Source organism: Nocardia sp. NPDC049149 (genome assembly GCF_043197455.1).
In the GTDB taxonomy this organism is placed as follows: Bacteria; Actinomycetota; Actinomycetes; order Mycobacteriales; family Mycobacteriaceae; genus Nocardia.
Window position 1 is genome coordinate 831,382 of record NZ_JBICTD010000002.1, and the last position, 13,678, is coordinate 845,059.

General features: G+C 66.3%; 15 protein-coding genes. 8 read left to right on the top strand and 7 right to left on the bottom strand.

The genetic code is table 11. From position 1 onward, the window contains the following. The first annotated feature begins 26 nt into the window (after positions 1-26). Positions 27-1,430 (top strand): class II fumarate hydratase, encoded by a 1,404-nt coding sequence (locus ACGFNJ_RS09590; protein WP_393445365.1) that lies wholly within the window; start codon positions 27-29, stop codon positions 1,428-1,430. A gap of 347 nt (positions 1,431-1,777) precedes the next feature. Here ACGFNJ_RS09590 and ACGFNJ_RS09595 read toward each other — a convergent pair whose 3' ends face one another. The 3 genes from ACGFNJ_RS09595 to ACGFNJ_RS09605 all read right to left on the bottom strand — a co-directional run bounded on the left by ACGFNJ_RS09595 (position 1,778) and on the right by ACGFNJ_RS09605 (position 4,923). Then, a complete protein-coding gene (locus ACGFNJ_RS09595) occupies positions 1,778-2,635 on the bottom strand; it encodes an acyl-ACP desaturase (protein ID WP_393445368.1) in 858 nt (285 codons plus the stop codon). 144 nt (positions 2,636-2,779) lie between these two features. Further along, positions 2,780-3,313 carry an LGFP repeat-containing protein gene (locus tag ACGFNJ_RS09600; RefSeq protein WP_393445370.1) on the bottom strand — a complete coding sequence of 178 codons (534 nt, stop codon included), beginning with the start codon at positions 3,311-3,313 and terminating at the stop codon, positions 2,780-2,782. Positions 3,314-3,537: 224 nt separating this feature from the next. Beyond that, on the bottom strand, positions 3,538-4,923 hold the full coding sequence (locus ACGFNJ_RS09605; RefSeq protein WP_069164599.1) for a PhoH family protein: 1,386 nt from the start codon (positions 4,921-4,923) through the stop codon (positions 3,538-3,540). Between the two features lie 319 nt (positions 4,924-5,242). Here ACGFNJ_RS09605 and ACGFNJ_RS09610 point away from each other — a divergent pair, with 319 nt between their 5' ends. Beyond that, positions 5,243-5,515, top strand: a complete 273-nt coding sequence (locus tag ACGFNJ_RS09610; RefSeq protein ID WP_393445373.1) for a hypothetical protein — start codon at positions 5,243-5,245, stop codon at positions 5,513-5,515. A gap of 7 nt (positions 5,516-5,522) precedes the next feature. Here the strand turns inward: ACGFNJ_RS09610 and ACGFNJ_RS09615 are convergent, their stop codons facing one another. Next, on the bottom strand, positions 5,523-5,729 hold the full coding sequence (locus ACGFNJ_RS09615; protein ID WP_393445375.1) for a ferredoxin: 207 nt from the start codon (positions 5,727-5,729) through the stop codon (positions 5,523-5,525). An 11-nt stretch (positions 5,730-5,740) separates the two neighbouring features. Next, positions 5,741-6,931 (bottom strand): cytochrome P450, encoded by a 1,191-nt coding sequence (locus ACGFNJ_RS09620; protein ID WP_393445377.1) that lies wholly within the window; start codon positions 6,929-6,931, stop codon positions 5,741-5,743. A gap of 230 nt (positions 6,932-7,161) precedes the next feature. Between ACGFNJ_RS09620 and ACGFNJ_RS09625 the strand changes: the two genes are divergently transcribed. Beyond that, the gene (locus ACGFNJ_RS09625) at positions 7,162-7,869 is read left to right on the top strand and encodes a MarR family transcriptional regulator (RefSeq protein WP_393445380.1); all 708 of its coding nucleotides are present in this window, start codon (positions 7,162-7,164) and stop codon (positions 7,867-7,869) included. 3 nt (positions 7,870-7,872) lie between these two features. Here the strand turns inward: ACGFNJ_RS09625 and ACGFNJ_RS09630 are convergent, their stop codons facing one another. Together ACGFNJ_RS09630 and ACGFNJ_RS09635 are read right to left on the bottom strand one after the other, a co-directional pair. Next, positions 7,873-8,295, bottom strand: a complete 423-nt coding sequence (locus ACGFNJ_RS09630) for a limonene-1,2-epoxide hydrolase family protein (RefSeq protein WP_393445382.1) — start codon at positions 8,293-8,295, stop codon at positions 7,873-7,875. Between the two features lie 105 nt (positions 8,296-8,400). Further along, complete coding sequence (locus ACGFNJ_RS09635; RefSeq protein ID WP_393445385.1) at positions 8,401-9,159, bottom strand: TetR/AcrR family transcriptional regulator; 759 nt, start codon at positions 9,157-9,159, stop codon at positions 8,401-8,403. Positions 9,160-9,270: 111 nt separating this feature from the next. Here ACGFNJ_RS09635 and ACGFNJ_RS09640 point away from each other — a divergent pair, with 111 nt between their 5' ends. The 5 genes from ACGFNJ_RS09640 to ACGFNJ_RS09660 all read left to right on the top strand — a co-directional run bounded on the left by ACGFNJ_RS09640 (position 9,271) and on the right by ACGFNJ_RS09660 (position 13,590). Next, a complete protein-coding gene (locus tag ACGFNJ_RS09640) occupies positions 9,271-10,467 on the top strand; it encodes an FAD-dependent monooxygenase (protein ID WP_393445387.1) in 1,197 nt (398 codons plus the stop codon). 172 nt (positions 10,468-10,639) lie between these two features. Beyond that, positions 10,640-11,026, top strand: coding sequence for a hypothetical protein (locus ACGFNJ_RS09645; RefSeq protein WP_393445389.1), 387 nt, complete (start codon positions 10,640-10,642; stop codon positions 11,024-11,026). Next, a complete protein-coding gene (locus tag ACGFNJ_RS09650; protein ID WP_393445391.1) occupies positions 11,023-11,604 on the top strand; it encodes a DUF3558 domain-containing protein in 582 nt (193 codons plus the stop codon). Before ACGFNJ_RS09645 ends, ACGFNJ_RS09650 begins: the two co-directional genes overlap by 4 nt. A gap of 22 nt (positions 11,605-11,626) precedes the next feature. Then, on the top strand, positions 11,627-12,850 hold the full coding sequence (locus ACGFNJ_RS09655; RefSeq protein WP_393445393.1) for a hypothetical protein: 1,224 nt from the start codon (positions 11,627-11,629) through the stop codon (positions 12,848-12,850). Beyond that, a complete protein-coding gene (locus tag ACGFNJ_RS09660; RefSeq protein ID WP_393445395.1) occupies positions 12,850-13,590 on the top strand; it encodes an ESX secretion-associated protein EspG in 741 nt (246 codons plus the stop codon). The genes ACGFNJ_RS09655 and ACGFNJ_RS09660 overlap by 1 nt, the downstream gene beginning before the upstream one ends. Positions 13,591-13,678: the final 88 nt, after the last annotated feature.

The following is a 13,678-nucleotide window of genomic DNA, read 5'->3' on the forward strand; positions in this document are numbered from 1 at the left end:
GGCCAGTCGGGCATATGGTCGGAAACATGACGGAGGAGACGCAGTACCGCATCGAGCACGACACGATGGGTGAGGTCCGGGTGCCGGTCAACGCCCTGTGGCGGGCGCAAACCCAGCGGGCCGTTGAGAACTTTCCGATCAGCGGACGCGGCTTGGAGCGCGCGCAGATCCGGGCGCTCGGCCTGCTGAAGGCCGCCTGCGCCACGGTGAATCGGGACCTCGGCCTGCTCGATCCCGCGAAGGCCGACGCCATCATTGCCGCGGCCACCGAGATCGCCGACGGCAAACACGACGACCAGTTCCCGATCGATGTGTTCCAAACCGGCTCCGGCACCAGCTCGAACATGAACGCCAACGAGGTGATCGCCTCGATCGCGAAGGCGAACGGCGTCACCGTGCATCCGAACGACGACGTCAACATGTCGCAGTCGTCCAACGACACCTTCCCGACCGCCGTGCACCTGGCCGCCACCGAGGCGGTCATCACCGATCTCGTTCCCGCGCTGGAACATCTGCGACTTGCGCTGTTGGACAAGGCAACTCAGTGGCGGACCGTGGTGAAGTCGGGCCGCACCCATCTGATGGACGCGGTTCCGGTCACCCTCGGCCAGGAATTCGGCGGCTACACCAGGCAGATCGCCGCGAGCATCGAGCGAGTGATGGCGACCCTGCCGCGCCTCGGCGAGCTGCCCATCGGCGGCACCGCGGTCGGCAGTGGCCTCAACGCACCGGACGGTTTCGGCGCCAAGGTGGTCGCGGAGCTGGTCCGCTCGACCGGTATAGACGCGCTGCGCGAGGCGCAGGATCACTTCGAGGCGCAGGCCGCCCGCGATGGGCTGGTCGAGGCGTCCGGTGCGGTGCGCACCATCGCGGTGAGTCTCACCAAGATCGCGAACGATATTCGCTGGATGGGGTCGGGGCCGCTCACCGGACTCGGCGAACTGCAGCTGCCCGATCTGCAGCCGGGCAGCTCGATCATGCCGGGCAAGGTCAATCCGGTACTGCCAGAGGCGGTTACCCAGGTGGCGGCGCAGGTGATCGGCAACGACGCCACTGTCGCGTTCGGCGGCGCGAACGGCGCCTTCGAACTGAATGTCTACATTCCGGTGATGGCGCGCAACCTGCTGGAGTCGATTCGGTTGCTCGCCAATGTCTCCCGGTTGTTCGCCGACAAGTGTGTGCGTGGGCTGGTCGCCAACGAAGAGCATTTGCGCACTCTTGCCGAATCATCGCCTTCCATTGTGACTCCGCTGAATTCGGCAATCGGTTACGAGGAGGCCGCCGCGGTCGCGAAGGAAGCATTGAAGAACAAGAAGACAATTCGCCAGACGGTTATCGATCGTGGGCTGCTCGATGAGAAACTCACCGAGGCAGAACTCGACCGCCGTTTGGACGTTCTTTCGATGGCGAAGGTGAAAGACGGTAAGTAGCAGCCCTCTTAGGTAGAAGGTGAAACGCCACGTCGGAGCCTCTTACGAGTATTCCGACGCGGCGTTTACACGACTCTGCGCGGGCAGATCAGCTGTTGAAGATTTGCCCGCGCGGGACATCACAGGAAGATGCCGAGAGCGGCGAGGAACGAAGTCGCGCCGAGACCGAACAGTGCGACGAGGCCGCCAACGAGTGCTGTGATCATGTTTCTTTCCTTTCTTGCCTCCGCAGAAAGCGGATGTACACAGCTAATCGCAGGCAACGCGACGCGTGTTTCATCCTTTTTTTGCGAATCAAGAAAGTAATCCGGTCGGCGCCACAAATCCTTGCGCCGACCGGCGGAAATTCAGTCGCGCAGATGCGCGAGTTCGGCGCGGGCCTTCTCGCCCACCTCGCCGAGATCGGTCCTCGTGAAGACGTTCCACCGCCGCAACAGCGGCTTGAACACCAACGCATCCTCGTCGGCCCGGTTGTAGATCCCTGCCTCGGCGAGCACGTCGTCACTGTTGCGGCCGTCGGCCAGCGTCACCGACGGCACCGCGAAGTCGGCGACCCGGTCGGCGATCGCGCGCAGCGCCTGATCCGGCGCGAGGTCGAGACCGGCGGCGACGAGGTCGGCGAAGACCACAGCCTGCATCTCGTCGTCACGAGCGATCCGCTCGGCGATCGCGGTGACCATCGGATTCTCCCCGAGCGCCGCGGTGTTACGGTGCCGGATCGCGGCGGCGGTCTCTTCGAACGCGCAGGTGGCCAGCACGTCGAGCAGGTGCATACCTGGCCGGCGGAAACCGGTGGTCATGTGTGCCATCCGCATCCGCTCCAGCTCGACCGGGTCCACCGACCTGGTCGTCATGAGGTAGTTGCGGATCATGATCTCGTGCCGGTTTTCCTCGGCGGTCCACCGGCCGACCCAGCGCCACCAGGCGCCGGTGCGTAGGTACTTGCCGAGTTCGCGGTGGTACGCGGGCAGGTTGTCCGCGATCAGCACGCTGATGGTCAACGCAAGTTTGGCGACGTCGCTGAGCTCGGATTGTTCCGGCTCCCAATCAATGCCACCGAGGAATGCGAAGTTATGGCCGTCGTCCCACGGCACGTAGTCGTGCGGCTGCCACCCGTCGGCGGCGTCGATGTGACGACGCAGGACGGCTTCCACATCGAATGCGAGCGATTCGAGCAGCTCACGATCGGTCAAAAGAGTTTGCACCTAGCCAACCTAGCGGGTGAGCCCGAGATCCGGGCAGTCGTTGAATGAGACTGAACAGGCGTCCGAGACCGCGGCAGCGGGAGGGCAGCCGACGAAACCGGCTGGGTGAATGACCACAGCGGCCCCGGACACCGAACCGGCTACCTACTTCATGGTGACGGTGGTCTTGCCGTCGACCCAGGTGATGGTGCCACCGGAGAAGTCGCTCGCCTTGCCGCCCGCGATGTCCTTCTCGTCGCTGGTCGGGTAGCCGAGCTTGCCCATGGCGCCGCCGTTGTCTTCCCAAGCCTTGCGGATCTCGCCCCAGACGATGTGCGCCTCGCCGTCCTTGGCCTTGTACACGGTGCCGCCGACGAAGTCCTGGTACTTGCCGTCGTTCGGGCCGGACTCCTGGGCCTCCAGCGGGGCGCCGAGCGCGCCGGTCGGACCGCCGTTCTGCACGTACTTGTCGAAGATCGCGCCGGAGACGGTCAGGTCACCGGCCTGCGTGGCGATCTTGGTCTCTTCCGCGGCACCGGAGGCGTGCTCCTCGCCGTGCTGCATGCCTGCGGCGGAGGTTGTCACCGCCGCGGCGTTGTTGTCGTTCTTGTTGTCGTCCTTGCTGCAGCCGGCGACGATCAGTCCAGCGGCGGCGAGCAGGGCAGTGTATCCAGCCGTTCGTCGAGCGAAGTGGTGCATTTCCATCCTCTCGAAAGTGGCTACCGAGGACGTCGCCGACTCGGTGACGCCGCTGGCAGCCTAGGCCGATGTTCAGCAATGACCCGGCGAATCAACAAGTGACACGCCGGGTCATACCGAACAGCTATCGCGGGGATATTACCCGGCCACTGTGAGGTGAAACACACCACTCGGAGCTGACCCGCCCCGCCGGCTTCGCCGGCTGCCATCCCCGTTGTGGATGGTTACGCGCTCGGCCCGTACTCCTCCAGCATCTCGGTGACGAGCGCCGCGATCGGCGAACGCTCGCTACGGGTCAGCGTGATGTGCGCGAACAGCGGGTGACCCTTGAGCTTTTCGATCACCGCCGCCACGCCGTCGTGCCTGCCGACGCGCAGGTTGTCGCGCTGGGCCACGTCGTGGGTGAGCACGACCCGCGATCCGGTCCCGAGTCGGCTCAGCACCGTGAGCAGCACATTGCGCTCCAGTGACTGGGCCTCGTCGACGATCACGAACGAATCGTGCAGCGAGCGACCGCGAATGTGGGTGAGCGGCAGCACCTCCAACATGTCGCGGCTGAGCACCTCCTCCATCACCTCGCGGCTGGCCAGCCCGTCGAGCGTGTCGAAGACCGCCTGGGCCCAGGGGCCCATCTTCTCGCTCTCGCTGCCCGGCAGATAGCCGAGTTCCTGGCCGCCGACCGCGTAGAGCGGACGGAAGACCACGACCTTGCGCTGAGTTCGCCGTTCCAGCACCGCTTCCAGGCCCGCGGTCAACGCGAGCGCGGATTTGCCGGTGCCTGCCCGGCCGCCGAGCGAGACGATGCCGATGCTCTCGTCGAGCAACAGGTCCAACGCGATGCGCTGCTCGGCGGAACGGCCGTGCAGGCCGAACGCCTCGCGTTCGCGCACCAGCTGCACCCGCTTGTCCGGGGTGATCCGGCCGAGTGCGCTGGAACTACTGCCGAGCAACCGAATTCCGGTGTGGCACGGCAGTTCTCGGGCGTCGTCCAGATCGAGCACGGACTCCGAGTAGAGCTGGTCGATCTGCGCCGAGCTGACGTCGAGTTCGACCATGCCGGACCAGCCGGAGGTGACGACGTCCTGTGCGTGATACTCGTCGGCTTGCAAGCCCACCGCACTCGCTTTGACCCGTAGCGGAATGTCCTTGGACACGAGCACCACCTCGCGGCCCTCGGCCGCCAGGTTGAGTGCACACGCCAGGATTCGGGAATCATTGGTGTCGGTGCGGAATCCGACCGGAAGGACCGCGGGATCGGTGTGGTTCAGTTCCACCTGCAGCGTTCCGCCCTCGGTGCCGATCGGCACCTGCTGATCCAGCCTGCCGAACTGCAGGCGAAGATCGTCCAGGTTGCGCAGGGCTTCCCGCGCGAACCAGCCCAATTCATGGTGATGCCGTTTACCTTCGAGTTCGCTGATGACGACCAGCGGTAGGACGACGTCGTGCTCGCCGAACCGGGTGAAAGCCCAGGGATCGGACAAAAGGACCGACGTATCGATGACGAAGGTATTGGCGAGGGAATGCGAGGGGCGGGCCCCCTTCGCGGCGGTTCCGCCTTTCGCGGAACGGGATTGCGCCGAGGGAGCGGGAACGGAGCGTGCAGCAGTCACGGTGGGCTCCTTTGTGTCCGCGCGGCACCCGCACGAACGATCTCGCTGGACCGGTCCGTCCTGATGGGACCTGACGTTGCCGTCAGATGCCACGAGGGCCGGGTGCCGGCCCTCTCGAACTGATTAGCTCAGTCACGGTTCAGGACCTCCCGTACGAGCCACACCGCCGCGGCCCGCACCTCCGACGCTACCGCCGAACTACGGTTCCCCGCTCCCGCACAGGTAGGCGTGTCCGTGAATTTGTCGTAAACCTCACTCGCTGATCCCCTAGTGGCCAGGTCATAGCTGTGTAGCGGCACCGCCAACTAGAGTCGCTGCTATGGCCGGAAACGAAGACCTCGAGAAGCTGTCGTCGAAGGAACTGCACGATCGTGCGGTGAAGCTGGCGGTGCGGCACGGGGACGTGAAGTTCCTGTGGCGACTGCTCAGCTCGATCCCGGCCGCCGAGGCCGCCGCGGGCAACCTCGGCGAGAGCGAAGCCGACATCAAGTACGTGCTTCCGCTGATCGACGACTACTTCCATGCGGGCGACGGCGAGGTCGCCGAGGTGTTGCGGCCGTTCTATCTGGAGTACCTGATCGAACGGGGCTGAGCCGCGCCTACGAGTTCTGGTCCGCGGCAACGGTGATCGCGCCGGACGGGCAGACCTGCGCGGCCTCCAGCACCGCGGCGCGCGCATCGGGCCGCGGCGCGGGGTCGAGCAAGGTCACCTTGCCGTCCTCGGCATCCTGATCGAACACCGAGGCAACGAGCAGCACGCACATCCCGGCGCCGACGCAGCGGCCCCTGTCGATGGTGATATCCATCGGCTCCCCTCCTACCAGGTGACCGGAAGTGCGTGCACGCCATAGATGTCGGAGTCGTGCCGCAACGCGACCTCGTCGTCCGGGATGGCAAGGCGTAGCGTCGGGAAGCGAGTCGCCAACGCGGGGAAGGCAACTCGCATCTCGACCCGGGCCAGCTGCTGGCCGAGGCACTGGTGGACGCCGTAGCCGAAGCCGAGCTGGCCGACCGCGGTGCGGCGGACATCGAGGGTGTCCGGTTCGTCGAATCTGACCGGATCCCGATTGGCCGCCTGGATGGACAACGCGACCGACTCGCCCGCCTTGATCAGCTGGCCGTCGAGCTCGACGTCGGCGATCGCCGTCCGGGTGGTGGTGTGCGCGATGCTCAGGTAGCGCATCAGCTCCTCGACCGTCAGGTCGGCGAGATCGGGCCGGTCGCACAGGGCCGCCCACTGCTCGGGGTTGCGCAACAACGCGTATGTGCCAAGCGCGAGCATGTTCGCCGTGGTGTCCAGGCCCGCGCCGAGCAGCAGGGTGCCGAGGCCCGTGAGTTCGCCCTCGTCCAGATCACTGGCGACGAGGTCACTGAGCACGTCGTCCGTCGGCGCCGCGCGCTTGGCAACGACCAGCCCCCGCATGTACTCCGCCACTGCGGCAAAGGCCGCCATCCGCTCGTCCATAGAGACGTTCAGATCGTTGGCGGACGACGCGAACCGCTGAAAATTGTCGCGATCCACGTACGGGACGCCGAGCAGTTCACAGACCACCAATGCCGGGATCGGATACGCGAAAGCCTGGACCAGGTCGACCGGACCACCGTCGCGCGCCATCGCGTCCAGGTGCGCCGCCGTGATCTCCTCGACGTGCGCGGTGAGCTGCTGCATCCGCCGGACCGTGAACTTGCCGACCAGCAGCTTGCGGTAGCGGGTGTGCTCGGGGGCATCGAATCCGAGCATGTCCCCCGGCATCGCCTGCGGCATCGCGCCGGTATCCGCCAGCGGGTAGTGCTGCAGCTCGTAGCGCACGCTGAAACGGGGATCGGCGAGCACCGCGCGCACCGTCGCGTGACCGGTGGCGAGCCAGCCGTCGTGGCCGTCGGGAAAGCGCATCCGGACCAATGGTCGGCGCTCGCGCAAAGCGGACAGTTCCGTCGGTGGGTCGAAGGGACATCCGGAGGGGCGGGTGGTCGGCAGTTCGACAGCCTCGGACAGAGACTCGTTCATGGCGATCTCCTTGGTGAACGTGAATTTTTAGTTCACGCAAAACGCTACGTTGCGTTCACTGAAGCTTCAACGAATCTCGCCAGGTTTCCTACCAAATATGCTGCTAGATAATAGATTTGAATTGCAATGACGCTGCGCATGAATGCAAGGTGCCGAATCGTGTCGTTGCAATGAGATGCCGCTGAGCGCAATACTGGACCTCGCAGCGGAGAGGACAAAGGGAGGCGCGCATGCCCGGCGGCAGGCTGACCAAAGAGGATCGCAGGCAGATCGCCGATGGCCTGCGCGAAGGTCTCGGCTATGCCGAGATTGCCCGGCGGATGGCGCGGCCGACGTCGACGGTCAGCCGGGAAGTGAGCCGCAACGGCGGCCCGAACCGCTACCGGCCCGAGCGCGCCCACTTGGCGACCGCGCAGCGAGCGCGCAGACGCCGGACGCCCGTGCAGGCGCCGCGACCGGCCGAGGCGGACGATGCGGCGGTGCGCGAATTCAGCGAGCAGTTCATCAAACTGCTTGTCCGGACCGGGCTTCCGCGCAGCTCGGGCGCGGTGCTCGCCGAGTTGTACCTCGCCGACAGTGGCAGCCGCACCGCCGCCGACCTCGTGCAGCGGTTACAGGTGAGCGCGGCGACCGTCTCGACCGCCGTCAACCAGCTCGAAACCCAGGGACTGATCCGCCGGGAACGGCAGGCCAACAGTCGCCGTGAGCACTACATCGTCGACGAACACGCTTGGGTCCGTGCGACATTGACGAGCGCGCAGCAGGTCTACGACCTCGCTGAGATCGCCACGCGCGGAGCCGAGATGCTCGGCGTCGACACACCGGCGGGCGCCCGTGCGCGCAACACCAGCCAGTTCCTCGAATTCGTCGGCAGGGACATGATCGACTCGGTCGAGCGGTGGCGAAAGCTGCTCGCCCAGCAGGATATTCGCGACTGAGCTTCAGCGGCGCGGCAGTGCGGCGCGCACGACGCCGACGACTGTGCCGCGCAGGAAGTTCTCCCAGCTGAAGTGGTCGTGCCACAGGATGATTCGGCCGTCGCGCAGTTCGAAGGTGCCGGTCACCCAGAACGCGATGCTGACCGGACCGAACCGCAGGATGTCGGTGCGGTCGGTGAGCACGATGTCGCCGCTGGCGGCGATGTGGTGGATCTCGACCCCGAAACCGGCCCAGTCCCGCTCCAATCCGCGCAGCACGCCACCGACTCGGCGGATGCCACGCACATCCGGCAGCGAGGTGTTCTTCCAGACGATGTCCGGATGGAGCAACTCGACGGCCTCCTTGGCAGCGTCGAGCTGAAGCGCGGTGAGAAACTCCCGCACCGTCGTGATCGCGTCTTGCTGTAGCTCGAGTTCCTGGGTCATGTTCCGACGATAGGCCCTCGGGCACACCGTCCGGCAGGTCCGAACTCGTGAATATCGCGCGCAGGCAGGCCGACGCAGCACGCTCCGTCCCGCGCCGGCAGGCAGCTATGACCGCCCGCTCGCCGACGTCCGACGGGCGATCAGGACGCCGAGCCCGTCCAGCACACGGTCGATGCCGAAGTTCAGCGCGTCGTTCGGACCGCCCGATGACGGCGGAGCCTGCGCGGCCGCAGCCTCCTCGGCAAAGGCGGCACGCACAGCGGGAAAACCCTCCCCCGCCGCGGTCATCATCTCGGTGAACTGCTCGGCGAACTCGAGCGCAGGCTGCTCGCCACCGAGGGAGTGCAGCTGCTGCGCGAGGCTGCGCGCGTGGCCGTTGAGCAACACGATGGTGTCGAGTCGTTCCGAGCCGGTGAGGCCGGTGTCGGCGAGGGCAATCAGCGCGCTCTCGGTCCAGCCGAGCTCGTTGGGGCCGAAGGGACGCCTGCCCGTCGTGAGCTCGATGGCCCATGGATGCGCCATGTACTGCGCGAAAATCGTTTCGGCCCATAGCCGCAACCCGCTCCGCCAGCGTTCTTCGCTCGAATTCTGTTGCACCGCCGCGGTATCCGGCGGCGTGCCCATCGCGGCATCGAGCATCAGCGCGGTCAGCTGTTCCTTGCCTGGCACATACCGATACAGCGACATCTTGGTGAAACCGAGACGCTCGGCCAGCCGCTGCATGGACAGGTTCGTCAGCCCTTCGGCGTCGGCGATGGCGATCGCCTCGGCCACGATTCCGGCCAACGAGAGGGCGGGCTTCGGCCCGCGCTTGGGTCGCGGCTGAGTACCCCACAGCAGCTGGACGGTGGTCGGCGTCGGCATCACCAGATCCTCTCGACGAATGGCTTGACTCGAAACTGTGTCTACCATACGCTGATCTGTGTCCAACGGAAACAGAATCCGATGGACACAGATCAGATCTCAGGAGTCAGCATGCGTAACCAGTCCGTTCTCATCTCCGGCGCCAGCGTCGCGGGTCCCGCCCTCGCCTACTGGCTCGACCGCTACGGCTTCGACGTCACCGTGATCGAGCGGGCCCCCGCGCTGCGGCAAGGCGGCCAGGCCATCGACTTCAAGGGCCACACCCAATTCACCGTGCTCGAGCGGATGGGCATCCTCGACGACGTCAACGAGCGGCGCACCGGCACCACCGACACCATCTACGTCGACGACAACGGCAAGCAGCTTGCCGTCATGTCCGGCGACTTCACCGGCGGTGACGTGGAGATCCTGCGTGGCGACCTGGCCGCGATCATGTACGAGCGCACCGTCGACCGCTGCGAATACCTGTTCGGCGACTCCATCAGCGCGCTCACCGAACTCTCCGACGGGGTGTACGTCGAGTTCGAGCACGGCCAGGCCCGCACCTTCGACCTGGTCTTCGGCGCCGACGGCATCCATTCCCGGGTACGCAAACTCACCTTCGGGCCCGAAACGGACCTCGTCAAATTCCTCGGCTACTACTACTGCGTCGCGGGGGCGAGCCCGTGGAACACGGAGACGACCGGACCGCACGAACGCGTGATCGCCTACGGCCACAGCGCGCCAGGCAAAATGGCCGTCAGCGGCGGCCCGAAAGCCCAGCAGTTCTACGTGTTCGCCTCCCCCCAGCTCGACTACTCCCGCGACGACACCGACGCGCAAAAGCGCATCGTCGAGCGGGTATTCGCCGACACGAACTGGGAGGTGCCACGGATGCTCGACGAGATGGCCGACTTCGACGACTTCTACCTCGACTCCCTCAGCCAGGTCCGGCTGAAGGGCGCCTACACCAAGGGCCGCGTCGCGCTGATCGGCGACTCGGCGTGGGGAAACACCCTCGGCGGCTTCGGCACCGGGCTCGCCGTGGTCGGCGCGTATGTCCTCGCAGGCGAACTCGCGCTTGCCGACGGCGATTACGCGGTGGCGTTCGCGCGGTACAACGAGATCATGAAGGACCACGCCAAGGTCGCGGACAACAGCAACGCGGGCAAGTTCCTCGCGCCGCGGACCGCGCGTGGCATCAAGGTGCGCAACTGGTTCCTGAATTCCCGGCTGTTCACGCTGATGTTCAAGTACATCGACAAGGTGACCAACGACATCGATCTGCAGGATTACCCGACCCTGGTCGGCGCTCGCGAAGAGCACTGAAACCGTTGGCGGCACGACGGTTTCGGCCGAGACACGCTCGTTCGAAACCGACCGGTTCGCGCCGTCGATGCGGCGAATCACCGACACCGGAAAATAGGCTGTGTTTCGATGGAACCGACGCGGAGCGGGGCGCGTCTATATGGTCAGAGGGCACTCACGGAAGGGGACGGTGATGGTGGACAGCCCGTTTCCCGGGTACATCGAAGCAGCGAAGACCGGGGCGCTACAGGTGCGGATGGACCCGCAAGGGTTCGTGGATATCGATAAAGCGTGCCAGGAGTTGATCAATCAGCTCACCGGTGCCCGAACCGACGCTCGTGAACTCGCCGAGAAGGCGCACTGGGGACTCGGCGAGGACAACGCCCGTCTTTCCTCGGCGGTCGAACTCGTACAACTGTTCCGCGAGAAGGCCTTCGGTGGACCAAACAATGCCTACGCCACACTGGACGACTACATCGCGGTCGCCGAGGAGATCCGGACACTGTTCCAGACTATCTGTGACACCTACCAGCGCACCGACGCCGCCTTTGCCGCCAAGATGCGGGAGCTCCGCGTATGACGCTCGGACTCGGCGGAAAGATCACTCCGCGAATCGGTTTCGCGGCAACCGCGGCAGGACTACTACTGCTGACCGCGTGCACTGGCGAGCGCGCGTCCGGCACGCCGACCTCGCCCACCCTGTCCACCGCCCCCGGCACGCAGACCAGCGCGAACGCGCAGACCGCGTTCGACCCGTGCACCGCCCTGACGCCCACTTTCTTGACCGAGCATCAGTGGGACGGGCTCCCGCCCTCGCCCAAGCAGAACGCTGCGAGCGGGATCAGCTGGAAGGGATGCCGCTACGTCGCCAAGTCCGGGTACGGCTTCACCATCGAAACCACCAATGGGACCCTCGATCAGGTGCGCGAGAAGTTCCCCTCGGCTGCGGACGCCTCGGTCGCAGGCCGAAAAGCATTGCGCTATGAGGCAAGGCCGGATGTCCCCGGCGGCTGCACGGTCAATGTCGAGATGAAGGGCGGCTCGCTCTACATCGTGGTCGACGACCCGAGCGGCAAACACCCACGCAAGCTGGCGCCCTGCGATATCGCTACCGAAATTGCCCAATCAGTCGCACCACTGCTGCCCGCAGGCAGCTGAACAACCCCACCGGGGAGCGATCATGAGACAAACCGATGGCCGCGCGATCACCAATCCCGAGAACGCGCAAAGCTTTACGCACGCCGAGATCAAGCAGGCGGCCGACTCGATGAACCCGGACGGGCTCTCCAGCGCGTTCGATTCCTGGTCGAAGATCGCGTCAGCGGTCACCGACGCGGGTCATCAATTCGAGTCCGCCATCAAGAAGGCGGTCGAACAGCATTGGGAGGGTGCGGCGGCCGACAGTGCGGTGCGTGGCATCCGAGACTATGCGACGCGGGTCGGCGAGTTCGGCGAGACGCTGGACGCGCAGAGCACGCCACTGTCGCTCGCGGCGAGCGCGGCCTCGAAGTTCAAGGCGTCGGTGCCCGAGGTGGTCGACACCTCGACCAACCCGCGCGGGCCGGAACTGCGGAACACCGGCGAAGAGCAGGCACGCGACGAGATGACCACCCAGTACATCCAGCCGTATGGCGCCACCGCCCCGGTGATTCCGACGTTGCCGCCGCCGATCAGTCCCGCTTCGGTGCCTGCCCCCGGCGGCGACACCGGTCTGGACACCGGCACTGTGCCGGGTAAGAGCACCGACAGCGGCTCGAAGACCGGCACCGGCCAGCCGGGTACCGAAACAGGCTCGGGCACTACGGATTCCGACACCTCGACCACCGGCGAGCAGACCGAAAAGGCCGGCACCGGCACCGGCGAGCCGGAGAAGAAGTCGGAAGAGGTTACGCCACAATCGGTTACCAACGGCACGAGCACCACGCCTGCGGCAACCACTCCCGCCTCCACCACGACCACCTCACCGACAACGACCTCGACCATTCCGGCCAGTGCCTTCCCGACTGCCCTGCCGAGCACCGCGCCGTCGCCGACACCGCCGACCCTCGTCCCCGCCGCCGCGAACGGGTCGCCGAGCAGCACGAGTACGGGTGCGCCCGGTCCGAGCGGGCGCCAAGACGCCGTCGCGAACGCCAAACCCGAACCGGGCCCTGGCACTTCGCGCCCCGCACCACCGAGCACCACCCCCGGGTCGACGAGCGCTCAGCCCGCCGCCGCTGCTCCTGTCCGCACGGGTGCCCCCGGCGCGGCAGGCTACTCTGGCATGTTCCCGCCGGGTCGAGGCAGCCAGCGCGAGGACGACGACGAACACAAGTCGCCGCGATACCTGCGCACCGAGGAGCACGCGAAGGAACTGATCGGTGAGGTGAAGCCAACGGTGCCACCGGTACTCGGGGTCGACTGATGGCGCAGTGGTCGCTGTCGGCCGAACAGTTCGCCGCCGCGTGGTTCGGCACCGGCCTCGATCGGCTGCCATTTCCGTTCCGCTTTCTCAGTCGCTTCCCCGGCCTGCGCGAATATCAGGCCTACCAACAGGAATTCCGCGACGAGTTGGCCCGCGCGGAACGGCAGCCGCTGGCCCGCGCCATCACGGTGCTGGCCAGACCTGATTGGCGCATCGAACTTTTCGGCACCGACAACGCCCGCGACGGCACCGAGATGCGGGCCATCGGCTGCGCCACCCGCGGCGGCACCGGCATCGTCGCGCAGCAGACGCCCGCCCCCGACGGCGGCCGGGTGCAGCTGCGCCGCTGCCGTGCCGACCAACTCGTCGCCGAACTGGTGCGACTGCTGCCGGACGTGTCCGCAGGCACCACCGGCGAAAAGAGTTTCCTGCTCGACGACCTCAACGACGAACGCCCCGACCCGTTCGGCAACGCCCCGTCCAGCGAGGTCAAGGAGCGCTACCGCCGCTTCTGGCGCCAGTCCTGCACCGCCCGCGGCACCGCAGCGGTCCTACTCGGCCCGCGCAACGCCGAACCACTGCGCACCGGCCGACTGCGCTGGATCGACACCGCCGACGGCCGCTACCACGAGGTCCCCGCCAACCGCGCCTTGATGATCCGGCCAGGCACCAGCACCGATATCGGCCGCTACCTCGACGACGCGGTGCAGCGGGCACGGGCCAGGCTCGACGCCGGGTGAATCGCTGGGCACCTTCGACGCCGATCGCCCGGTCGCGCAGTGAGACACGCCCATGGCCGCGATGACTGGGCGGTCGGGAGCCATCGGC